Annotated in this window: 18 protein-coding genes; 8 read left to right on the top strand and 10 right to left on the bottom strand. The window is 69.7% G+C overall.

Annotation, left to right across the window (positions count from 1 at the left end; translation table 11 throughout):
• Nucleotides 1-213: 213 nt before the first annotated feature.
• Nucleotides 214-1,338, top strand: a complete 1,125-nt coding sequence (locus O1R50_RS19185; protein WP_270111791.1) for a DUF5925 domain-containing protein — start codon at nt 214-216, stop codon at nt 1,336-1,338.
• A 182-nt stretch (nt 1,339-1,520) separates the two neighbouring features.
• On the opposite strand, the gene O1R50_RS19190 is transcribed toward O1R50_RS19185, so the two are convergent.
• Nucleotides 1,521-1,910, bottom strand: coding sequence for a carboxymuconolactone decarboxylase family protein (locus tag O1R50_RS19190; RefSeq protein ID WP_270111792.1), 390 nt, complete (start codon nt 1,908-1,910; stop codon nt 1,521-1,523).
• Between the two features lie 222 nt (nt 1,911-2,132).
• On the opposite strand from O1R50_RS19190, the gene O1R50_RS19195 reads away from it, so the two are divergent.
• The gene (locus O1R50_RS19195; protein WP_270111793.1) at nt 2,133-3,686 is read left to right on the top strand and encodes a collagen-binding domain-containing protein; all 1,554 of its coding nucleotides are present in this window, start codon (nt 2,133-2,135) and stop codon (nt 3,684-3,686) included.
• Between the two features lie 156 nt (nt 3,687-3,842).
• A complete protein-coding gene (locus tag O1R50_RS19200; protein ID WP_270111794.1) occupies nt 3,843-4,508 on the top strand; it encodes a DUF1275 family protein in 666 nt (221 codons plus the stop codon).
• Between the two features lie 187 nt (nt 4,509-4,695).
• Here O1R50_RS19200 and O1R50_RS19205 read toward each other — a convergent pair whose 3' ends face one another.
• Entirely contained in the window at nt 4,696-5,697 is a 1,002-nt protein-coding gene (locus tag O1R50_RS19205) for a TIGR01777 family oxidoreductase (RefSeq protein ID WP_270111795.1), read from the bottom strand.
• Nucleotides 5,698-5,997: 300 nt separating this feature from the next.
• On the opposite strand from O1R50_RS19205, the gene O1R50_RS19210 reads away from it, so the two are divergent.
• On the top strand, nt 5,998-6,672 hold the full coding sequence (locus O1R50_RS19210) for a pentapeptide repeat-containing protein (RefSeq protein WP_270111796.1): 675 nt from the start codon (nt 5,998-6,000) through the stop codon (nt 6,670-6,672).
• Between the two features lie 200 nt (nt 6,673-6,872).
• Here the strand turns inward: O1R50_RS19210 and O1R50_RS19215 are convergent, their stop codons facing one another.
• Both O1R50_RS19215 and O1R50_RS19220 read right to left on the bottom strand, forming a co-directional pair.
• Nucleotides 6,873-7,199 carry a MoaF-related domain-containing protein gene (locus O1R50_RS19215; RefSeq protein WP_270111797.1) on the bottom strand — a complete coding sequence of 109 codons (327 nt, stop codon included), beginning with the start codon at nt 7,197-7,199 and terminating at the stop codon, nt 6,873-6,875.
• A gap of 215 nt (nt 7,200-7,414) precedes the next feature.
• Nucleotides 7,415-7,729, bottom strand: a complete 315-nt coding sequence (locus tag O1R50_RS19220; RefSeq protein ID WP_270111798.1) for a hypothetical protein — start codon at nt 7,727-7,729, stop codon at nt 7,415-7,417.
• 701 nt (nt 7,730-8,430) lie between these two features.
• Here O1R50_RS19220 and O1R50_RS19225 point away from each other — a divergent pair.
• Together O1R50_RS19225 and O1R50_RS19230 are read left to right on the top strand one after the other, a co-directional pair.
• Nucleotides 8,431-9,810, top strand: a complete 1,380-nt coding sequence (locus O1R50_RS19225; protein WP_270111799.1) for a serine hydrolase domain-containing protein — start codon at nt 8,431-8,433, stop codon at nt 9,808-9,810.
• 374 nt (nt 9,811-10,184) lie between these two features.
• Nucleotides 10,185-13,268 (top strand): BTAD domain-containing putative transcriptional regulator, encoded by a 3,084-nt coding sequence (locus O1R50_RS19230; RefSeq protein WP_270111800.1) that lies wholly within the window; start codon nt 10,185-10,187, stop codon nt 13,266-13,268.
• Between the two features lie 101 nt (nt 13,269-13,369).
• On the opposite strand, the gene O1R50_RS19235 is transcribed toward O1R50_RS19230, so the two are convergent.
• The 5 genes from O1R50_RS19235 to O1R50_RS19255 all read right to left on the bottom strand — a co-directional run bounded on the left by O1R50_RS19235 (nt 13,370) and on the right by O1R50_RS19255 (nt 17,437).
• Nucleotides 13,370-13,942 carry a hypothetical protein gene (locus O1R50_RS19235; RefSeq protein ID WP_270111801.1) on the bottom strand — a complete coding sequence of 191 codons (573 nt, stop codon included), beginning with the start codon at nt 13,940-13,942 and terminating at the stop codon, nt 13,370-13,372.
• A 195-nt stretch (nt 13,943-14,137) separates the two neighbouring features.
• Nucleotides 14,138-14,932, bottom strand: coding sequence for a DUF4097 family beta strand repeat-containing protein (locus O1R50_RS19240; RefSeq protein ID WP_270111802.1), 795 nt, complete (start codon nt 14,930-14,932; stop codon nt 14,138-14,140).
• Nucleotides 14,929-15,588 (bottom strand): response regulator transcription factor, encoded by a 660-nt coding sequence (locus tag O1R50_RS19245; RefSeq protein ID WP_270111803.1) that lies wholly within the window; start codon nt 15,586-15,588, stop codon nt 14,929-14,931. Before O1R50_RS19245 ends, O1R50_RS19240 begins: the two co-directional genes overlap by 4 nt.
• The gene (locus tag O1R50_RS19250) at nt 15,576-16,832 is read right to left on the bottom strand and encodes a sensor histidine kinase (protein ID WP_270111804.1); all 1,257 of its coding nucleotides are present in this window, start codon (nt 16,830-16,832) and stop codon (nt 15,576-15,578) included. Before O1R50_RS19250 ends, O1R50_RS19245 begins: the two co-directional genes overlap by 13 nt.
• A gap of 194 nt (nt 16,833-17,026) precedes the next feature.
• Nucleotides 17,027-17,437, bottom strand: coding sequence for a RidA family protein (locus O1R50_RS19255; protein ID WP_270111805.1), 411 nt, complete (start codon nt 17,435-17,437; stop codon nt 17,027-17,029).
• An 82-nt stretch (nt 17,438-17,519) separates the two neighbouring features.
• On the opposite strand from O1R50_RS19255, the gene O1R50_RS19260 reads away from it, so the two are divergent.
• Nucleotides 17,520-17,885 (top strand): winged helix-turn-helix transcriptional regulator, encoded by a 366-nt coding sequence (locus tag O1R50_RS19260; protein ID WP_270111806.1) that lies wholly within the window; start codon nt 17,520-17,522, stop codon nt 17,883-17,885.
• A 65-nt stretch (nt 17,886-17,950) separates the two neighbouring features.
• Here the strand turns inward: O1R50_RS19260 and O1R50_RS19265 are convergent, their stop codons facing one another.
• Complete coding sequence (locus tag O1R50_RS19265) at nt 17,951-19,249, bottom strand: lectin (RefSeq protein ID WP_408612752.1); 1,299 nt, start codon at nt 19,247-19,249, stop codon at nt 17,951-17,953.
• A 474-nt stretch (nt 19,250-19,723) separates the two neighbouring features.
• On the opposite strand from O1R50_RS19265, the gene O1R50_RS19270 reads away from it, so the two are divergent.
• On the top strand, nt 19,724-20,308 hold the full coding sequence (locus O1R50_RS19270; protein WP_270111808.1) for a hypothetical protein: 585 nt from the start codon (nt 19,724-19,726) through the stop codon (nt 20,306-20,308).
• Nucleotide 20,309: the final 1 nt, after the last annotated feature.

Below are 20,309 nucleotides of genomic sequence, written 5' to 3' on the forward strand. Positions count from 1 at the left end.
TCACGGCCCACCGGGTGGGGCTCAGTTATCTCCGGTAACTCCACGGCGAGCCCTGCGGGCGCATGTCTGCCGTGCGGGGGTTGCACGACACACAGTCATAAGGCACGCAGCGCGGCAGGCTTTGCCGTGCGATGGCAGTCACGGCGGCGGAGGCGTCGCCGTAGTTTTCTATGGTGGATCGCGATGGGAATCATCGAAAGACGCGGTGAGATCATGAACCTGCTTCAGGGGGGCGGCGGCGTGCTCGGCAACATGCACTTCACGCTCGACGGCTCGGACGATCCGTCGAACGTGCTGAACCTCATGGCCCTGGACGCGTATGTCTCCGGCGCCCAGCCCCACGCGGTGGTGCGGGCGCTCGACTTGGTCGCCGACGACGTGGACCTCATACCGGAAGGCGGTTCACTCGTCCGGTCGATTTCCGGAGCCTCGTTTCTGCAACTGGTGACCGGCGACGGCTGGACGCTGCGGACGCAGCGGTGGCGGGACGGCTCGGGCCAGGCGGTCGTGACGGCGGTGACGCGCGAGCGCGCCGAGGAGATCGCCGCGTACCTCACCGACCGCACCGGTTCGGTCGAGGAGGTCGGCGAGGACAAGGTCGACATGGGGTTCTGGTACCGGTCGGCGCGCGGCCCGTTCCGGTCCACGCGGTCGATCAGCGCGCCGCGCTGGCCGGAGATCGAGCGGAACTACTCCTCGAACGCCGGGTCGGCGCTGGGCAAGCTCATGTCGACGCAGGCTTCGGACGTGGCGGGGCGGCTCGTGCTGTTCCACGGCCCGCCCGGGACGGGCAAGACGACGGCGCTGCGGGCGCTCGCGCGCGAATGGGCGCCGTGGTGCCAGGTCGACACCGTGCTCGACCCGGAGGCGTTCTTCGCGGATCCGTCTTACCTGATGGAGGTCATCATCGGGTCGGAGATGGATCTGGTGCTGGACGCGGACCTGAATGCGGACGAGCCGCGGCGCGGGCACTGGCGGCTCATGGTCCTGGAGGACTGCGACGAGCTGATCCGCGGCGAAGCGAAGGAGGCGTCGGGGCAGTCGCTCGCGCGGCTGCTGAACCTCACGGACGGCCTGCTCGGGCAGGGCCGCGAGATCATGGTCGCGATCACCACGAACGAGCGGCTCGACCGCCTGCACCCGGCCGTGGTCCGGCCGGGCCGGTGCCTGGCGCAGATCGAGGTCGGGGCGCTCTCGGCCATCGAATCGAGCGACTGGCTCGGCGACACCGTGCGCGACCCGATGACCCTCGCCGAGCTGTACGCGCGGCGCAGCGGCACCGACCCGACGACGACGGAGCCGCAGATCCCGCAGCAGCACGTGGGCCAGTACCTGTAGGTCTCAACGGCCCTATAGCGCCGCCGGCACTGGTCTTCAAATCGGATGCAGCGCAGATCTACGGCTCCCGAGCGTCGCCGAGCTTGAGGCCCCTGATGCAATGCCGCCTTGGTTCGACAACCGCTGGGGCGCAACGCTATCGCGCTGCGCCCCAGCGGTGTTTCGTGAGCGGGTTGCCCGAGTCAGCGTTCGGCGTCGCGGGCGGCGAATACCTCCCGTGCTGCCTCGACGGCGTTGATGGCCGCCGGGAACCCCGCGTAGACGGCGATCTGGATGAGCGCCTCGATCACCTCGGTGCGGGTGCACCCGGCGTTGAGGGCGCCGTTGATGTGGAAACGCAGCTGCGGGGCGGCGTTGCCTAGCGCTGCCAGCGCGCCGATCGTGACGAGCTCGCGGTCGCGCAGGTCGAGCTCGGGTCGGGTGAGGACGTCCCCGTAGGCGAATTCGGCGATGAACCGGCCTAGGTCGGGAGCGATATCGGCCAGTGAGGCGACGACCGTCGGTTCGGCCTCGCCCGAGAGGTGCCGCAGGGTCTTGAGCCCGCGTTCGCGACGTTCACCGGGTTGCTCCATTTGGAATCCTCCTTGGTCATGTGGGGCCGGATTCGCTTGCCCCACAATGCTGATCCTTCAGTAACCGGTCTCTTGCCGCAAGCCTCGCCAGTGCTCGGCGTCGGTCGGGAGTGGACCGAGCATCCGGGCGTTTCACTCCACATGACCGGTACCGGCGTTGTTAGGCTCATCCGCGACTCCTCCCACCAGCAGTCGACCACCGTCCACTCCAGGGGGAGCGCTATGCCGAAGTCGCCGTCGAATCCCAGGTACCGCCTCCGGGCGGGCCGTCTCGCCGTCCTCGGGGCCGCCGGGATCGTTACTGCGGCGGTTCTCGCCACAGCGGGCACGGTTCCAGTCGCGCAGGCCGCGCCAGTCACAGTGGACCCGCTCGCGCCGGCGCTCGGGTTCAACGCTTTCGTCGAGGACGAGACGGTCCTCGTCTCGACCGAGTCCGAGGGCGGGATCGCGACGGGCGGGAACCTCGTCGTCTCGGGGTCCTACAACGTCAACATCCATGACGCGAGCACGTTCACCGCGCCGGGTGACTCGGTGCCGAGCGCCCTGGTCGTGGGCGGCCAGGTCGACTTCACGCAGGACCCCGCGGCGTCGGTCGTGCAGGTCCACGACTACGTGAAGGTCGGGGACCTGGCCGGCGCGGACGTGCTGAACACGGACTCCAACAACGCCTCGGTCAACACCCGCCTGGTCGTGGACGCCGCGGACTACAACTCGACGCCGAGGATCGAGCTGAACCTGCAGCAGCCGATCGACTCGGTCGGCCCGGCCTCCCCGATCGACTTCGACGCGGCCTTCGCCGAACTCCGCCTGAACGCGGCCGACCTGTGGGCGTGCGACGCGAACGAGATCGCGATGCAGGACAGCCAGGGCGGGACCGTGCCGAAGGGCGAGGTCCAGCAGAACCAGCAGATCCGGATCACGCTGCCGGACGACGGCGATCCCGCCACCACCAACATCCTCAACGTGACCGGCGAGGACCTGAACGCCATGTCCGACCTCACCTTCGTCAACGAGCCCACCGAGGGTCAGCCGCTGCTGATCAACGTGGACACCTCGGGGACCGGCGGCGAGCTCGACTGGAGGGTTGCCTCCCAAGCCGGTATCAGCGGCCTCCAGGCGCCATACATCTTGTGGAACTTCAATGACGCCACCCGGCTCCGCATCACCAGCGGCGACACGGTCGAGGGCTCGATCCTCGCGCCCGACGCCGACTACTCCGACATCGACCCCTCCAACGTCGAGGGCCAGATCATCGCGAAGAACGCGAGCCTGGGCGAGGTCGGCGAGAACGGCGGCGAGATCCACCAGTTCCCGTTCGCGGCCACGTTCGCCTGCGAGACCGATGTGAGCCCGACCGAGTCGCCTTCGGACGACAACGGCACCGGGAGCCAGGAACCGGACGGCGATGACGACACCACCGACGCAGACGAATCAGGCGAGCCCGACGAGCCCTGCCCGCACGAGTCCGACGAACCCGATCCATCAGACCAGCCCGGCTCGGAGGAGCCCGACGGACCCGACGGATCAAACGAGCCCGGATCAGACGAGCCCGGATCCGAGGAGCCCGACGGACCCGACGGATCAGACCGGACCGATGGACCCGACGGCACAGACGAGTCCGACCCAGACAGCGACTCGGTCTCGGGCGCTCGCTGCGCCCTGGCCGCCACGGGCGGCGAAATCGCAGCGTTCGCGGCAGTCTCAGCCGTGCTGGTAGCCGGTGGCGCGGTGGCGCTGATCGCCTCGCGCAGCAGGCGAACGGACGAGTCGGAGTAGCGGCCTGGAGCCCCGCGCCCACCAGGTCGGACCCGAGCACCGAGGCCGGCGGCGGGTCGGACCGGGAGCGGCCCGTGCCGGCGTTAGCCTGGGCCGCATGTGGCACCGCCTCGATCCGTCCTCCCCCGCACGGCCGCAGCGCTACGGCGCCGCCCGGTGAGACTGCCCGTCCCGACCTATGCGCACGCCTGGACCGCGCTCGTGCTCACCGCGATCGCCGGTGCGGTCGACGGCGCCGGGTTCCTCAGCCTGAGCCAGCAGTTCGTCGCGAACCAGACCGGCAACGCGGTGCTGCTCGCGGTCGCCGTCTCGGGCGAGCTGACCGGACGCGACGACGGTCTCTCCCCTGTCGGCCCCCTGTGGTCGCTGCTCGGGTTCTCGCTCGGCGCGGTGCTGGCCTCACTGGCGACGCGCCGCCACGTGCTCACGAGCTTCGGCGTCCCGCTGCTCCTCCTGGTCGAGGTGGTGATGCTCGGTCTGGCGGGGCTCGCGCAGGGATTCGAGCTGGCGATCGCGCTGGCGGCGTTCGCGATGGGCGTGCAGAGCATTCATGCGGCGCGGATCGGGCTGTCGGGCGTGTCGACCACAGTGCTGACCGGCACGCTCATCGCGCTGTTCGTCAACCTCTCGGGCGGGCGCCGCGGGCTGCGGTCGGCGCGGCTGCAGGCCGGGGTGTGGGCGGTGTACCTGGTCGCGGCGGCGCTCGGTTCGGCTCTGGCGCACGCGGTGTCGTTCGGCGCGGTGTGCTGGACCGCCGCGGCGGTCGCCGCCGCGATGGCGGTGGCGGCGTTCGCCGAAGCGCACCGGCACACGACCGCCTGATGCGCCCGAGACGCGATCCTTCGATGCGGAGCCGCCGGTTCACGCCGCTGAACAGCAGAAACGGCCGATGTCGGACCCGTGTGGGAGAGTCGTCTCATTTCTTCGGTTGGTCGGAGGCGGATGCGGGTGGGAAGGGGCATGCCCTATGCGCCGCCGCCCGTTCCCGCGCCTCTGCGGTACCGGTGGCTCAGCTGCCGGTCAGGGCCCGGACGGCCTTGAGCCCCGGGCGCTTCAAGAGCGGCCACTTCCGGTCGGCGGCCGTACGCCTCGCCAGGTCGTCGGCTGCGGCTTCCCATGCGGGATAGGAGAATTCGAAGCCGGCGTCCTCGAGACGACCGGGGATGACACGGCGGCTCTTGAGCAGCAGCTCGGTGTCGCTGCGGAGCGCGAACGCGCCGAGCTCGGCCATCCACTTCGTGGCGGGGAGCCCGAAGTGGCCGCCCCAGGCGCGCCGGAGGGTCCGCATGAGGTCCTTCTGCCGCAACGGATGCGGGGCCGCGAGGTTGACCGGGCCGGCGAGCTCCTCGTGGCCGATGAGGAACTGCACGGCCCGGGTGAAGTCGGCTTCGTGGATCCACGACACGAACTGGCGCCCGCCGCCGACGGCCCCGCCGAGCCCGAGCAGGGTCATGCGGGAGAGGACGTCGAAGACCGCGCCGCGATCGGTGCTCATCACCATCGCCGAGCGGAGCGCGACCTTGCGGGTGTGCGGGGTGTCGGCCTCGTCGAGCGTGCGCTCCCAGGCCCGCGCGATGTCAATGCTCTTGGCCCAGTAAGCGGGCACGTCGGGTTCGCTGCCGCCGATGACGCCGGTGGCCTCGTCGTTCGCGCGGTCGAAGGTGTGGGCGTAGATCGTGGCGGTGCTCATCTGGAGCCATACCGACGGGGGCTGCTCGGCGGCGGCGATGGCCTCGCCGATGACGCGGGTGGAGTCGACGCGGGAGTCCATCATCGCGGTGAGGTTCTCGCGGGTGTAGCGGCAGCTGACGCTGCGTCCGGCGAGGTTGATCACGATGTCGGCGCCGTCGATCGCCTCGGTCCAGGGGCCGAGGGTGCGGCCGTCCCAGTGAATGTGGTGCGGGCGGGAGGGACTGCGGGTGAGCACGATGAGGCGGTGGCCTGCGGCCAGGAGGCCGCGTTCGAGAACGGCGCCGACACTGCCGGTGCCGCCTGGGATGACGATCTTCATGGGTTCCTCCTTCGCGCCCAAGCCTACTCTAGTTCTTGAACACGTTCAAATAGTTTGCTTGCGAGACGAGCCGCACACCGGTGCGAATCCGGTGAGGCCGCCTCCTCCTCCGGAGTCGACGCGGGCCTTGAAGCAGCGGCCGACAAGCCGTTCCGCGCATTGCTCGACCTGCGGCCGTGGGCCTGAGGGCCTCCAAGACCGGGTGCGGGCGACGGCCGCCACTTCTTGCTCGATCGCGGGCAGGGAATTGTCGGCCGGGTCGCGTAGCCTGCCGAGGTCCACGTTGACCTTGGAGGCTCGGTGAAGTTCAGGAAGATCGACGACAAGCGGTCCATGCGCAAGCCGCTGTGGGAAGCCGAGCGGCTGCGGCCCTTCGACCAGGACGCCGAAGGGGAGCCCGAACCGGACTTCGAGCTGAGCGAGCGCCTCATCGACGGCCTGCGGTGGACCGGCGCGCAGGGCGACGGCAGCCTGGACCAGTCATTGCTGCGCAGCGTCGACCTCTCGGGGACGGTGTTGTCGCCCTTCGAGATCGTGGACGTGACGGTCGAGCGATCGGTGCTGGCGAACGGCCGCTGGGAGCGGACGACCGCGCGGCGGCTGGAGATCACCGACAGCCAGCTGGTGGGCTGGCAGGCGCAGTTCGCACTGGCCCAGGACGTCTACATCGCCGACTGCCGAGCCGATTTCGCGGGCATCTCGATCGGGACGGCCAAGGGCCCGGTGGTCTTCGAACGGTGCCGGTTCATGAACGCGACGTTCCTCGGCGACCTCTCGAAGACCGTGTTCATCGACTGCGTCTTCCCCGGGGCGGACTTCTCGCGAGTCGGGAATGCGAAGGGCTGCGACTTCCGGCGAGCGGAGTTGTCGGGCATCACCGGGCTCTTGAGTCTGCGCGGTGCGCTCATCACTGCGGATCAGGCGGTCGAGATCGCCGGGGAGCTGGCGACCGCCGCGGGGTTCAAGCTGGCCTGAGTCGCAGCGCGAGCGTTGCGGCGTTGCGGCGTTGCGGCGTTGCGGCGTTGCGGCGTTGCGGCGTTGCGGCGTTGCGGCGTTGCGGCGTTGCGGCGTTGCGGCGTTGCGGCGTTGCGGCGACCGATTCTGACCATTGCGCGCCATCGCCTACGACTGCCATCGTCCGCTCACTTGGCTACCGCGACCGATTTCGATCGTCGTTATTTCACCTCCTCGAACGTCCCGGAGTGCACCTCGCCGATCCGTCCGCCGTTGGCGTCCATCGATCGGAACGCGGTGATCTTCTTGGTCCTGAAATCCATCACGTGCGCCACGGCCGCTCCCGAGACCTCGTTCCAGCCCACCAGATACATCCGCGGCGCGACCTCGGCGACGAACAGTTCCACCTCCTCTGAAGCGCCCTCCACGACGCCGTCGATCTGCTCGTACACCATCCGATTGCCTTCGACCGCATAGGTGTTGTGGAACAGCACTCCGTTGTCCAAGCGGATGTCGAAGCCCTTTCCCGCGAACTCGAAATCGCTCATGACCGTCTCCTTCGTCGACTGCGCCCATGGTCCGCGCCGGCGCGGACCGCGTTGGCCGCCTTCCAACCTAGGAGATCAGCGACCAAGGCACTGGCGATTCGCCGAGCCTGGCATGGTCGAAACCGGTCAATGCCGATGCCGTCGAAGATCGACTCGCCAGGGCCGCCATAGCCGGTCTTAGCCGGCCCGACCGCCACTCACTCGCAGCCGCGGCCTTATTCCTTGTCGCGTGGCGCGCCTCCCTCCGCCTCGATGGCCGCGCTGACTGCCTCCACCCGGGCGCGGAAGTCCACGTCCTCGGTCTCGGCCAGCGCTTCGAGCGTCGTCCGCCGTCGCCGCAGCGACCGTTCCAGCCAGGCCTGCCATTCCGGCGTGGCCTCGACCGATGCGACGGTCGCGGGCCGCCAGACCGGCATCGGTGCTCCGATGGCGGCGAATCGCGGGTTCGGTTTGAGCCCTTCAGGTTCGGGAAGGAAGTCGCGAACCGCCGAGTCGGTCCAGCCACGCGAGCGGAGGATCGGTTTGGTCACCCAGACGGTGCCGTCGCGCTGCCGTACGAACTGCGGTCTCGGAGGGGCGGGCGGTCCCTGCCACTCCAGTGGCAGCGGCTCGTATCCGGGCCGATCGTCAGGTGGGGCCGGTTCAGGCGCGGCAGGGGCCGCGGAGGGATTCGGTGGTGCCGCCGTGTTCGGCGCTACCGCTGTCGCGGCTTCAGAGGCGCCCCGCGGTGGCGCTGTCTGCGGTGCGGCTTCGACCGTGGTCGCCGGAGACGCGCCTTCTGGAGCAACCGCGAGTGGCGGTGTTTCGGGTTCGAGGCTCGGGAACGGTCCGAGCCGATCCGCGGTCGCCAGGGAGTTGAGCAGCCATTGAGCGAAATGCGCTCGCAGCGGTTCATTGGGAATGGTTTCGAACGGCAGGGCTCGGGTGATCGCGTCGAGGCCCGCCTGGTTCCGTGAACTGTCTGATGGTTGCACTGCCATCGCACCGTCCGATCGGTTCTCGCGCCCGCCCGTTGGGGCGGTGCGCGCGCTATTCAGTTGCCTCCGCAACCGTAGAAGGGGGGTACGACAATTCCGCCTCTCCGCGCACCGGCCTGTGAGGACGTTCACTTCAAGCTGGTTCCGACGGCTCGTCAGCAGCGCGTCAGTGCGCTGTCAGCGCCCCCGGCGATGGTTCTCCTCGACACCGCAACCCGGGAGTACCCGGAACCGCATCCGCGAAGGGAACCACCATGACCGCCAACGAGCTCCAGCAGGTCGTCGCCCAGTCCGCCGCCGAGTACGCGGTGCCCGGCATCTCGGTCGGCATCTGGCACCAGGGCCGCGAGATCTATGCCTCCCACGGCGTCACCAGCGTCGCGAACCCGCACCCGGTCGACGAGGACACCATCTTCACCCTCGGCTCCACCACCAAGGGCTTCACCGCGACCGCGCTCGTGATCCTCGCCGAGCAGGGCAAGGTCGACTTCGACGCCCCGGTGCGCCGCTACCTTCCCGAGCTCAAGCTCGCCGACGAGCGCACCGCCGCCACGATCACCGTGGGCAACCTGCTCAACCACACTGCGGGCCTGGACACCTGGATGCTGCGGGACACCGGCGACGGCGACGACGCTCTCAGAACCTATGTGGACCAACTCGATGAACTGACGCTCATCGCCGAGCCCGGCGAGCGGGCGTCCTACAGCCAGGCCGGCTTCAACCTCCTCGGCCGCGTCATCGAGGTCGTCACCGGGAAGACCTACGAGCAGGCGATCGCGCATCTCCTGTTCGAGCCGGTCGGGCTCGAGAACTCCACGTTCTTCGCCGCCGAGGCCATGACCCGCAAGTTCTCGCTCGGCCACAGCGTCACCGACGACGGCACCGCCGTCTCCTCCACCTGGAAGGTCCACCGCGCCCAGAACCCCGGCGGGGGCGGCGCGTCCACCGCGCGCGACCTCGTCCGCTGGGCCCGCTTCCACCTCGGGGACGGCCGCGCCGACTCGGGCGAGCGGATCGTCGCCGCCGAAGCGCTACAGGCGATGCGGCGCCAGACCGTCGAGCTGCGCGGCAGCTCCCTCGGCGACGGCTTCGGCATCTGCTGGTTCCTGCGCGAGATCGACGGCGCGGCCACGTTCGCCCACGGCGGCTCGTCGGTCGGCCAGTTCGCGGACTTCATCGCCGTGCCCGAGCACGACTTCGCGATCGTCGTCCTCACCAACGCCGAACCCGGCGGCACACCCTGCAACCTGGCGGTCATCCGCTGGGCGCTCGAGCACTACCTGGGCCTGATCGACCGCGACCCCGAGCCGGTCGCCTTCGACGTGACGCGCGCCGCCGAGGTCGTCGGCGATTACGAGGTGGACATGATGACCGTGAGCGTCGTCGACGAAGGCGACCACCTGAGCCTCGCGGCCCGTATCCGGCCCGAACTGCGCGCGGCCTCCCAGGCGGACATGCCCGCCGACTGCGAACCAGCGCATATGGGTTTCGTTGCGGTGGAGGGCGACGACTACATCGTCACCGAGGGCCAGCTTCAGGGACAGCGCGGCTACTTCGCCCGGGACGAGGACGGCGAGGTCACCGGGATCGATCTGGCCGGACGCCAGTTCCGCAGGGTCCGCGAGCACGCCTGAGCAAAGCATTCGCCCGAACGCCGCCGCACCCGAGTGTGCGGCGGCATCAGCGCGAGGCGGGACTGCATGACTGCTGGCCCGTAACGCGAGCTGGTTTGCCTCCACGACCGGGACGCTGGACGCGAAATACCGTCGTCTCGTACGTCGTCCTAATCCCCGGCCCCGCAATAGCCGTGGACTCGATCTCGTGGCCCAAGCTGATCCAGGCTTCTTCTTCGATCCAATCCATCCTGACATCGCCCCTCAGGTAGAAGCCGATGCTACTCATCGAGTACGACCCGCCTGATCGTCAAGCGCGCCGGGCGCGGCCGCCTCAGCCGCCGCGATCGCCCTCCAATGCCTCCGCCGCCCCCTTCCCAGGCACACTTACTCCCATGCACGTACTCCTCCTCGGCCCCTTCGAGATCCGCGACGCCGACGACCGGCAAGTCGACCTGGCCGGGGCGCGCCTGCGCGCGCTCATGGCCCGCCTCGCGCTCGAACCGGGCCGCGAGGTCACCGCCGACGGGCTCCTCGACGCGATCTGGGAGGACGACGCCCCCTCCGCGAACGCCTTGCAGGCCTTGGTGTCCCGGGTCCGGCGCGCGATCGGCGCGGATCGGCTCACCCGCGGCGCCGCCGGATACCGCCTCGCGGTCGAGCCCGCCGACGTGGACGTGACGCGCTTCGAGCGCCTCTCGGAGTCCGGCCGCAGAAACGGCGACCTCGCCGCGCTCCGCGAAGCCGAATCCCTCTGGCGCGGACCGGCCTTTGCCGACCTGCGTCACCTCCGGTTCGCCGACAACGAAGCGATCCGCCTGGAGCGCTTGCGCAACGAGACCACCCGCGAACGCCTCGCCCTCGAGATCGCCACGGGCACTGACGTACTCGCCGAACTCGAACCCCTCGCCGACGCCCACCCGCTCGACGAGCGCTGGCAGGCGCTCCTCATGCGCGCCCTGTACGCGACCGGCCGACCGGCCGAAGCCCTCGACGCGTTCGAGCGGGCCCGGGAGCGCCTCGCCGACGAGCTCGGCGCCGACCCCTCCCCCGAACTCGCCGAGCTCCACCTGCAGATCCTCCGGCAGAGCGCGGCCCCGGCCGCGCGCGTCGAGAAGCGCAGCAACCTGAAAGCCCAGCTCACCAGTTTCGTCGGCCGCGAAACCGAGCTGGACGCGCTCGCCGCGGCGGTAACGGCCTCCCGCCTGGTCACGGTCACCGGTCCCGGCGGCGCGGGCAAGACGCGCTTGGCGGTCGAGGCCGCGACGGGCCTGTCAAGCGTTGCGCCCCAAGGAGTGTGGCTGGTCGAGCTGGCGGCGGTCGGCGACGACGCCGACGTCGCCCCCGCGGTCCTGCGCGCCATCGGCGCCCGCGAATCCGGCCTGCTCGAGCCCTCCGCGCACGACGCCGCGTCCCGCCTGGAGGAGTATTTCGCCGACCAGGACGCGCTGGTCGTCCTCGACAACTGCGAGCACCGAATCGACGCCGCCGCGCGGCTCGCCGCCCGCCTCCTCGGCGCCTGCCCGGGCCTGCGCCTCCTGGCCACCAGCCGCGAACCCCTCGGGATCGGCGGCGAGCACTTGTTCCCCATCCCGCCACTGCCGATCTCAATAGACAGTCCGGAATCGAGTCCCGCAGTGCGGCTGTTCCGCGAGCGGGCCGCAGCCGTACGCCCCGATTTCAGGCTCGACGCGTCCAATACCGAAGCGGTCGTGGAGATCTGCCGCCGCCTGGACGGGTTGCCGCTCGCGGTCGAACTCGCCGCCGCGCGCATGCGTGCGCTCGACGCGGCCCAGATCGCCGCCCGCCTGGACGACCGGTTCGCACTCCTCGCGGGTGCCGACCGCACCGCGCCCGAGCGGCACCGCACCCTCGAGGCCGTGATCGCCTGGAGCTGGGACCTCCTCTCGGAAGCCGAACGGGCCCTGGCCATGCGCATGTCCGTCTACCCCGGCGGCGTCGGCTTCGACCGGGTCGGCGACCTCGACGCGCTCACCGGGCTCGTCGACAAGTCCCTAGTGGAACGTGTGGGCGACCGGTACCGGATGCTCGAGACCATCCGCTCCTACGCCGCGGCGCGGCTCGAACCAGCCGCAGCCGAGGCCGAGCACGACGCGATGGCCCGGTACTGCCTCGACCTGGTCGAACGCGCCGACGACGAGATCCGGACCGCGACTCAGCTCGAAGCGATGGCGCGACTCGACGCCGAGCACGACAACCTCCTCGCCGTCCTCGGCCGCTCGGTCGCCAACGGCGACAAGGAAACCGGCTTGCGCATGATCGCCGCCCTGTTCTGGTACTGGCACCTGCGCGGCTTCCGCAGCCAACTCCAGCACTGGTTCCCGGCCCTCCTGGCCCTGCCCGGCGAGATCTCCGCGTCCCTCGCCCCAGCAGTCCTCCTGGTCACCGGCATGGCGCAGACCGAACTCGGGGACATCGCCGCCGGGGCACGATCGATCACCGAAGGCATCGCCCTGGGACGCAAGGCGGACGGACCGATCGCCGGTCGCTGGCTCCTCTCCATCGCCCCCGCGTTCCTCTCCGACCCGACCGTCGCCGCCGACCCCGATTCGGCCGAAGGCTGGGAACTGGGCATCATCCTGCTCACCGCGGCCGCCGTCGACGAGGGTTCCAACGGACTCGTCAGCCTCGCGCAGATCGACCGCGCCGATGCCGAGTTCGCCAAGCTCGGGGACCGCTTCGGCCGCGCGTCTGCCCTGCGGATGCGCGCCGAATTCTGGGCACGCCAAGGCGATCACACCGCTGCCGAGGACGCGCTCGCACAGGCGGCCGCGCTCTTCGACGAGCTCGGCACCGCCGGCGATGCCGCCGAGACCTACGCCGAGCTCGCGCTGGTCAGCGCGATGCACGGTGTCGTCCGAAGCGCGCAGAGCGGCGCTGTCGGCGAGCGCAAAGACGACCAGCCCTGGACGTTCATCAACCGCGGCATCGAACTGGCCGACGCCGACCGCGATCCGCACACCACCGCGTATGTGCGCTGGTGCCGTGCCCAGATCCTGCTCTACACCGGCGATCACGAAGCGGCGTTCCGCGAACTCGACGCCACGGAACCGGTCTTCACGGGCTCCGCCATGCATGCGCGCGTGCACGTCTGCGGCGCTGCGCTGCGGGCCCTGGCCGCGCTCGCCGAGGGAGACCCGGCCCTCGCGCGCCGCCGCCTCGATGCGCTCACACCCGATCTGGTCGACGGCGCCGCGGGCCCCTACCCCGCCATGGCCGCCCGGATCAGGGCCGCGATCGCCCTCCAGGAAGGGGACGCGGTCAGGGCGGCGACCTTGCTGGGTGCCGCTGCCGCACTCCTCGGCACCGATGACCGGCGCGGCTACGACGCGGCCCTGCGCACGCCCGAACTCGTCAGGAAGGCGCTGGGGGCCAACGCGTTCAAGCAGGGATACGACCTCGGCGCGGCAATGGACCGGGACGCGGCCAGCGCGCTGCTCTTCGCGGATCAGGCCTGACCCGGCCCGCCACCGACGCACCGCGACGACCGCGCTCGTCGCGGGTCAAGACACGCGAAGCGGCCCCGCGCCTGGCGCGGGGCCCGCTCGTTGAGCTGCGGTCATGCCCTGCGGAAGTAGGCGCGGGCGGGGCGCAGGGCCAGGAGCACCACGCCGAGGATGCAGCCGCCGATGACCACCGCGAAGCGGACGCCTTCGAGGGCGGGGAGCCAGCTCGGGTAGGCGGTGAATGCGGCGTCCAGGATCGCGGCCGCGTCGAGGGAGCGGACTGCCGCGTCGTCCGAGGCGTCGAAGAGCGCCTGGACCTTAGCGGCGGCGGTCGCGTTGCTGGCCATGATGAGCGCGTTCCCGGCGAGCACGAGCGGCAGCGCGATGAACGCAAGGATGCGGCCGATCCGCTTGCCCGCCAGCACGATGAAGCCGAGCAGCGCGATCGCGGCGGCGATGCCGAACGGCGCCCAGATCGCGACGCCGTGCTCGTCGAAGGCGAGTCCGCTGGCGGCCAGCAGGTCCGGGGACTGGCCCTGGCGGGCGACCTCGGCTTCGGCGGCGGCTTGGACGTCGCCGCCGTAGACGAGGCCGATGATCGGGATCGACGCGAAGGCGAGGGCGATCGCGAAGTGGAGGATGGCGGCGATGGTGACGGTGGTGGGGCGGATCTGCTTGGCGGACATTGGAGTCTCCTTCGTTCGAGGTGTCGTGCGGGCCGTTCGCCGCTAGGCGTCCGGGTTCATGCCGATACCTTCGCCGTCGGCGCTGACGCACGGCTGACAACGCACTGACGGGCACGGAACCCGCAGCGCCGCACCGCTTCAGGAGACGCCGACGCCCGCGGCCGGAGACCGGCTGCGGGCGTCGGGAGGGGATTGTCAGTCGGCGTAGCGGACGGTGAGATCCCCGACGCTGCTGTTGACCGAAATGACGTAGTCGGCGTTGCTGGAGGGGTCGGTCGCGATGTCGATGTGCTGCTCGCCGACGCCGCTCTCGAACACCACCTCGAAGGTGGTGCCGTCATCGGGCACGAGGATCTCGACGCTGCCGGTGCTGGCGATGACGTTGATGTCGCCGCGCACCTCCGCGTACTCCAAGTGGATCGAGCCGACGCCGGATTCGACGCGGGTCTCGGTGGCGTACAGGTTCTCGCCGTGGATGTCGCCGACGCTGGTCTCGACGTCGATCGCGCCGTCGAGGCCGTCCATCCGGATGTCGCCGACCGAGCTTTCGGCTTCGGCCGCGGCGCCGCTGGGCATGGCGAGCGTGTAGTGGTACTCGCATTCGTCGCCGCTGATGACGAAGAAGCGGTCGTCGCATTCGCTGACCGCGGTGAAGGTGTCGCCGTGCCAGGATTCGCTCGGTTCGGGTTGCTCACCGCGCCAGCGGGTCTCGCGGTCGACGACGAGGGTGCCGTCGGTGGAGGCGTTGAGGTCGATGCGGCCGATGTCGATGGTGACGTCGACGCCGGCGACATGCTGCGCGTACGTCTCGCTGTGGGTGTCGGTCTCCTCGGGCGAGGCGACCGACCAGATCCAGGCGCCGCTGACGGCGAGGGCGAACAGGAGCACGACTGCGGTGCAGGCGGCGCCGACGATCCACCAGACCGTGCGGGCGGTGCGGTGCTCTTCGGGTTTCGTGGCGGTGGTCGGCTTCTCGGGGGTGTCGATCATGACCGGTCCTTCGTGTTGCCTTGCAGGAACTTGAGAATGGCGAGCACGCGGCGGTTGCCGCTGTCGGTGGGCGGTAGCCCCAGTTTCGTGAAGATCGAGTTGATGTGCTTGCTGACCGCGCCTTCGCTGAGGACGAGGGCCTCGGCGATGCCGGCGTTCGAGCGGCCTTCGGCCATGTGCGACAGCACTTCCCGCTCTCGCGGGGTGAGGCGGTCCAGCTCGCTGCCGTTGCTGCGCACCAGGAGTTGGGAGACCACTTCGGGGTCGAGCGCGGTGCCGCCGTCGGCGACGCGGCGCAGCGAGTGGAGGAACTCGGTCACGTCGGCTACGCGGTCCTTGAGGAGGTAGCCGATGCCGCGCATCTGCCCGGTGAGGAGTTCGACGGCGTAGCGCTCCTCGACGTACTGGGAGAGCATGAGGATCGCGAGGTCCGGGTACTGGCGGCGCAGCACCAGCGCGGCCCGCACGCCCTCGTCGCTCTGGTCGGGCGGCATCCGCACGTCGGCCACGACGAGGTCGGGGCAGTCGCGCTCGACCGAGCGCAGCAGCGCTTCGGCATCGCCGACGGTGTCGATGACTTCGACGCCGCCGACCTCCATGAGCCGGGCGAGGCCCTCCCGCAGCAGGACCGAGTCTTCGGCGATCACGACGCGCATGGCAGCTCCGCTTCGATGGTGGTGGGCCCGCCGAGGGGGCTGGTGATGCGGAAGGCGCCGTCGACGGATCGGACGCGGTCGGCGAGTCCTTGGAGTCCGGTGCCGCCCTGGGGGTCGGCGCCGCCGCGTCCGTCGTCGGCGATGCGCAGCCGCAGTTGTCGCTCCGCAAGGGCGACTTCGACCGCGGCGTGCTCGGCGCCCGAGTGTCTGGCCACATTGGTGAGTGCTTCGGAGACGACGAAGTAGGCGACGGCCTCGACGTCGCGGGCGACGCGGCGGTCCATGTCGACCTTGAGCCGCACGGGGATCGGCGACCGGGCGGCGACCGCGGAGAGCGCGGCGTCGAGGCCGCGGTCTTCGAGCACGGCCGGGTGGAGGCCGCGTACGAGGTCGCGCAGGTCGGTGAGGACCTGCTTGGCCTCCTCGTGGGCTTCGGCGATGGCGCGGGCGCCGTCTTCGGGGAGGTCGTTGAGGGTGGCGCGGGCGATGCCGAGGTTCATGGCGAGGGAGGTGAGTCGCTGCTGCGCGCCGTCGTGGAGGTCCCGTTCGATGCGGCGGCGCTCCGCGTCCGCGGCGTCTACAGTAGAGTTCCTGCTGGCGGCGAGGTCGGTCACCCGCATCTCCAGCGCCTCGGTTCGGCTGGTGCCCAGCAGGATTCGGGCCAGGAGCCCGTCGAGTGCGGCCAATCCGCGAGTGATCCATGGCGCCGCGATCGTCACGGCTACGCCTGTGCTGAAGAGGATCCAGTTGGCCCGCAGCTCCGAGTCGCGTCCGATGAGCGGCGCGAGGATCATCGCGGGACCGGTGGTCCATGCGGTGACTGCGAACGCGGCCGCGAAGAACCCGTAGATCCCGGCGATCACGTGATACGAGAACTGCCGCCACGTCCGCGGGTTCTTCACCAGGGCCAGCAGCGCCCGTGGTGCGAACGTGACCGGCTGGGTGAACGGCCCTTCGGGCCACTCGGCGCCGAGGAACGCGGTGTGGCGGCTGCGCTGCATCGCGGTGAGCAGGCCGTTCACGACCAGCAGCGTCCCGCCCGTGATGATCGGGATCACGATCGTGATGAGCCCGCCGATACCGGTGGCCACTAGCGCGAAGATCGCGACGCCGCCGAGCGTGCCGAGCACGCCCCCCGTGACGAGATGCATGAGGGAGCGCCAGGTCGATCCGGCCCAGTACGCCCGCACCACTGCTCGCGGGGCTCTGCGCCATGGGATCGCCGGCGCCGCTGAGATATCCATGCTTAGAACACTAAGATCGTCCGCGCCCGCGCACATTGCCGCTGACGCCCGACTTCAGGGTGAAGTTTTCTCCACCCCCGACCCGCGGTCCCGGGCATGGCCAGGCCAGAGGCGGTGCTCTCTGGCCTGGAGCTTCGGGTCGGCCTCGGCCGGCGAAGCCACCGCCGCTACGCGGAGCGGCCTTCGCCTGCCGCTCAGTCGATTACGGCCTCGGCCTCGACCTCGACGAGCACGTCCGGCTCGAACAGGTAGTCGACGCCGATGAGCGACACCGGCGGCAGCGGCTGCGGCATCCCGAGCTCCGCGACCGCGCGTTCGACGCCGGCCATGAAGTCGCCGATCATCTCCCGCTCCCAGCGCACGACGTAGAACCGGAGGCGGACGACGTCGCCGAAGCCCGCCCCGGCTCCGGCGAGCCCGCGCGCGGTGTTGCGCAGCGCGTGCACGACCTGCCCGGCGAGGTCGCCGGTGGCGAGCCGGTTCCCCTCGGCGTCGCGGGCGATCTGCCCGGCGACGTGGACGTGGCGGGTGCCGGTGGCGACCGAGACGTGGTGGTACGGAACGGGCTGGAACATGCCCTCGGGGTTCAGCAGTTTGACGGACATGGCGGTTTCCTCTCCTTCAGAGAACTAGTGGTTTCTCTTGTATACCTAGTTCCTGAAGGGAACTTCAACTAGACTAGGTTTCATGGGCGAAACCACCGAGAACCAGCAGCTGACTCCCGAGCACCGCGAACTGCTCGATCAGATCCTCGACAAGTGGTCCTTGCAGGTGCTCGACCAGCTGTGCGGCCAATCGCTGCGGTTCAACGAGCTCCGCCGGGCGATCCCGCTTGTGACGCAGAAGTCGCTCACGACGACGCTGCGCAGGCTCGAACGCAACGGCATGATCGAGCGCGTCATCGTGGGCACCCGCCCGGTCGCCGTCGAATACCGCATCTCCCCGATCGGCAATACGCTCCAGGAGCTCATCGACGCGCTCCTCGACTGGTCTTCCGAGCGGCTGCCGGACATTCAGCAGGCCCGCGCCCGCTTCGACGCCGAACACGGGTGAACCCGCGCGGGCACGCAAAAGGGGGCCTCGCGGCCCCCTTGGCCTAGGTCGTCCGACTACTCAACTCACCTGAGCGCCCAGTTCTGGTTGGCGCCGCCGTTGCAGGTCCAGAGGACGACCTTGGTGCCGTTGGCGGTCCGGTTCCCCGTCGCATCGAGGCACAGTCCTGATTGGGCGTTGGTGATGGTGCCGTTGGCGTTGACGTTCCACTTCTGGTTCGCGCCGCCGTGGCAGTCCCAGATGATCGCCCGTGTACCGGGAGCGGTCGCTCCGCCTTCGGCGTCGAGGCATTTGCCGCCGTAGACGCGCAGCTCACCGGTGGCAGTCTTGGTCCACTGCTGGTTGGCTGCGCCATTGCAGTCCCACAGCTGCACATCGGCGCCGTTGGACTGGGACTGGCCGGTGACGTCGAGGCAGCGGGAGGACTGGGCGCCGACGATCGCGCCGTCATCGCCGCCGCCCGGGTCGCCGGACCCGAACTGGGAGAAGAAGTTCCAGGTGACTCCGGAGGTCCAGGTCTGCCAACCGTCCTCATAGGTACCGTCGATCGGGCCGGGGGTGTGGCCGCCGTCGAACGCCGCCCACTGGACCGGATAGCCCGCCCTGCAACCGGAGTAGCTGGTGACGATGTGCGTCCGGCTGCCCGAGGCGGGCTCGGGGGCATTCTGCGGGGTGCACCCGTTGTTGGCGACGAACCTGTCGCGCAGCGAACGCCCCGCCGAGATGTTGAGGACGTTGTCGGAGATGCCGTGGATGCCGAGGTAGGCGACGGGCTGAGTGCCGCCGCTGCACCCGCTGAGCTGACCCCCGGAATAGACCGCGACCGCTCGGAAGACCGTCGGCCGCGAGCAGGCGAGGGAGTAGCTCATGCCGCCGCCGTAGCTGAAGCCGAGGGCGAAGCGCTGCGCGGTGTCGACGCAGAGACCGGATTCCAGCCGCGCGTTCATGGCGTCGACGAAGGCGACGTCCTGGCCCCCGGAATTGGCCCAGCCGTTGTTGATGCCTTGCGGCGCAACGAAGATTGCGCTGTTGTTCGACAGGCGCTGCAGCCCGTAGTAGGACCAGTTCGCGCCGTCGGTGCCGCCGCCGGAGACGTCGCCGGCCGTGCCGCCGTTCCAGTGGAACGCGAAGATCAGCGGGTAGGCGCGGCTGCTGTCGTAGTTGTCGGGGACCCGCAGGATGAACGAGCGGTTCGTGCCGCCGACCTGGATGCTATGCGTGCCGCTCGAAATAGTCGGAGCGCTCCCACATCCGGCACTCGAGGCGAGTGTGGTGACGTCTGATGCCGGATCGGCGGCAGGCGCCGCATTGGCCGCGGCGCCGAACGAGCCGACGGCGACGGCCACGGCGCCGATCAACGCCAGCAGCGGACGGGGGACGCGCCTGCGCGTTCGCGCAGACCGGTCCCGACTCAAGAGCTGTCTCAAAGCCGTTTCTCCTTGCGTGCCATGAAGGCCAGCGCCTTCAATCGAAGCTCATCAATACGAGATCCAATCGTACGTACATATGACGTATCACGTCAAGAGAGCCGCGCAATCGCGGATAAAATGCACTACGAGGCAGAGAAGGAACCCATCCTGTAGCACAATCATCAGATTTTTGGGCCGGCTGCAAGTCCCTGAAGCCCTGACCAGCAGGCTGCCCAGCGTCGCGGCGGACGCGGTTTCCTTCGGACAGCCCAGCGGGATCCTCGTACCCCAACTCCGGATCCTGCCGGTAAACCGCCGGTCGACCGCCTTTACTTCGGCCGTCCCCCGCCCTACCTTGAAGGCGCCCCTCCAACGGACGGTCCGCTCCGCCCTCGTCCACCGCCCCATACAACTTCAAGGGATGAAGCGATGCCCGGACTCGAAGTCGACCCCGACGATCTGATCGACGTAGGGGAGATAACGCTGCCGTACGCGGCCGACTTCTACGACGAGATGGCCAACCGGCTCGCCGCCATCGGCAACAGCGCAGGGCGCGGGCTCATTCCGACGCTGAGCAGTTCGCCGGCGGGCAACGCCCTCGGCGAAGCCATCATGCGCTGCCAGCGCTTCCTGTACGCGGTCACCGAGGAGACGGCCGACAGCCACCGCGCCGTCGGCGTGAGCGTGGCCGAAGCCGGATACGAGTACCGGCAGGCCGACAACGCCGGCGCGCGCGACTTCGAAATGACCGGCGAGGGCCTGACCGGTTCCGTCGCAAGCGAGTTCACCAAAGTCGACGAGGGCGAATACGACTACGACAGCGGCTACCGGTTCAACAACTTCGACACGGCCGAGAAGGGCTCCGGGTACGAGGACGCGCTTTCGGGCGACCCGCGGCAGCCGGTCGACCACCAGGACTACGAGATCGAACCTGAACCGTTGTTCGGACGACCGCCCGGACTGACCGACCGTGGCGGCGACCGGCCGCCCCTCGACGAACGCAGAGGGCGCTGAC

Source organism: Glycomyces luteolus, assembly GCF_027622875.1.
Classification (GTDB): domain Bacteria; phylum Actinomycetota; class Actinomycetes; order Mycobacteriales; family Micromonosporaceae; genus Glycomyces; species Glycomyces luteolus.

What these genes read in the sequence shown, in the direction of transcription:
- O1R50_RS19235 (WP_270111801.1), bottom strand. Translation starts at nt 13,942, where the DNA reads ATGTCCGCCAAGCAGATCCGCCCCACCACCGTCACCATCGCCGCCATC.
- O1R50_RS19270 (WP_270111808.1), top strand. Translation starts at nt 19,724, where the DNA reads ATGCCCGGACTCGAAGTCGACCCCGACGATCTGATCGACGTAGGGGAG.
- O1R50_RS19185 (WP_270111791.1), top strand. Translation starts at nt 214, where the DNA reads ATGAACCTGCTTCAGGGGGGCGGCGGCGTGCTCGGCAACATGCACTTC.
- O1R50_RS19215 (WP_270111797.1), bottom strand. Translation starts at nt 7,199, where the DNA reads ATGAGCGATTTCGAGTTCGCGGGAAAGGGCTTCGACATCCGCTTGGAC.
- O1R50_RS19245 (WP_270111803.1), bottom strand. Translation starts at nt 15,588, where the DNA reads ATGCGCGTCGTGATCGCCGAAGACTCGGTCCTGCTGCGGGAGGGCCTC.
- O1R50_RS19225 (WP_270111799.1), top strand. Translation starts at nt 8,431, where the DNA reads ATGACCGCCAACGAGCTCCAGCAGGTCGTCGCCCAGTCCGCCGCCGAG.
- O1R50_RS19205 (WP_270111795.1), bottom strand. Translation starts at nt 5,697, where the DNA reads ATGAAGATCGTCATCCCAGGCGGCACCGGCAGTGTCGGCGCCGTTCTC.
- O1R50_RS19190 (WP_270111792.1), bottom strand. Translation starts at nt 1,910, where the DNA reads ATGGAGCAACCCGGTGAACGTCGCGAACGCGGGCTCAAGACCCTGCGG.
- O1R50_RS19255 (WP_270111805.1), bottom strand. Translation starts at nt 17,437, where the DNA reads ATGTCCGTCAAACTGCTGAACCCCGAGGGCATGTTCCAGCCCGTTCCG.
- O1R50_RS19260 (WP_270111806.1), top strand. Translation starts at nt 17,520, where the DNA reads ATGGGCGAAACCACCGAGAACCAGCAGCTGACTCCCGAGCACCGCGAA.
- O1R50_RS19195 (WP_270111793.1), top strand. Translation starts at nt 2,133, where the DNA reads ATGCCGAAGTCGCCGTCGAATCCCAGGTACCGCCTCCGGGCGGGCCGT.
- O1R50_RS19240 (WP_270111802.1), bottom strand. Translation starts at nt 14,932, where the DNA reads ATGATCGACACCCCCGAGAAGCCGACCACCGCCACGAAACCCGAAGAG.
- O1R50_RS19230 (WP_270111800.1), top strand. Translation starts at nt 10,185, where the DNA reads ATGCACGTACTCCTCCTCGGCCCCTTCGAGATCCGCGACGCCGACGAC.
- O1R50_RS19250 (WP_270111804.1), bottom strand. Translation starts at nt 16,832, where the DNA reads ATGGATATCTCAGCGGCGCCGGCGATCCCATGGCGCAGAGCCCCGCGA.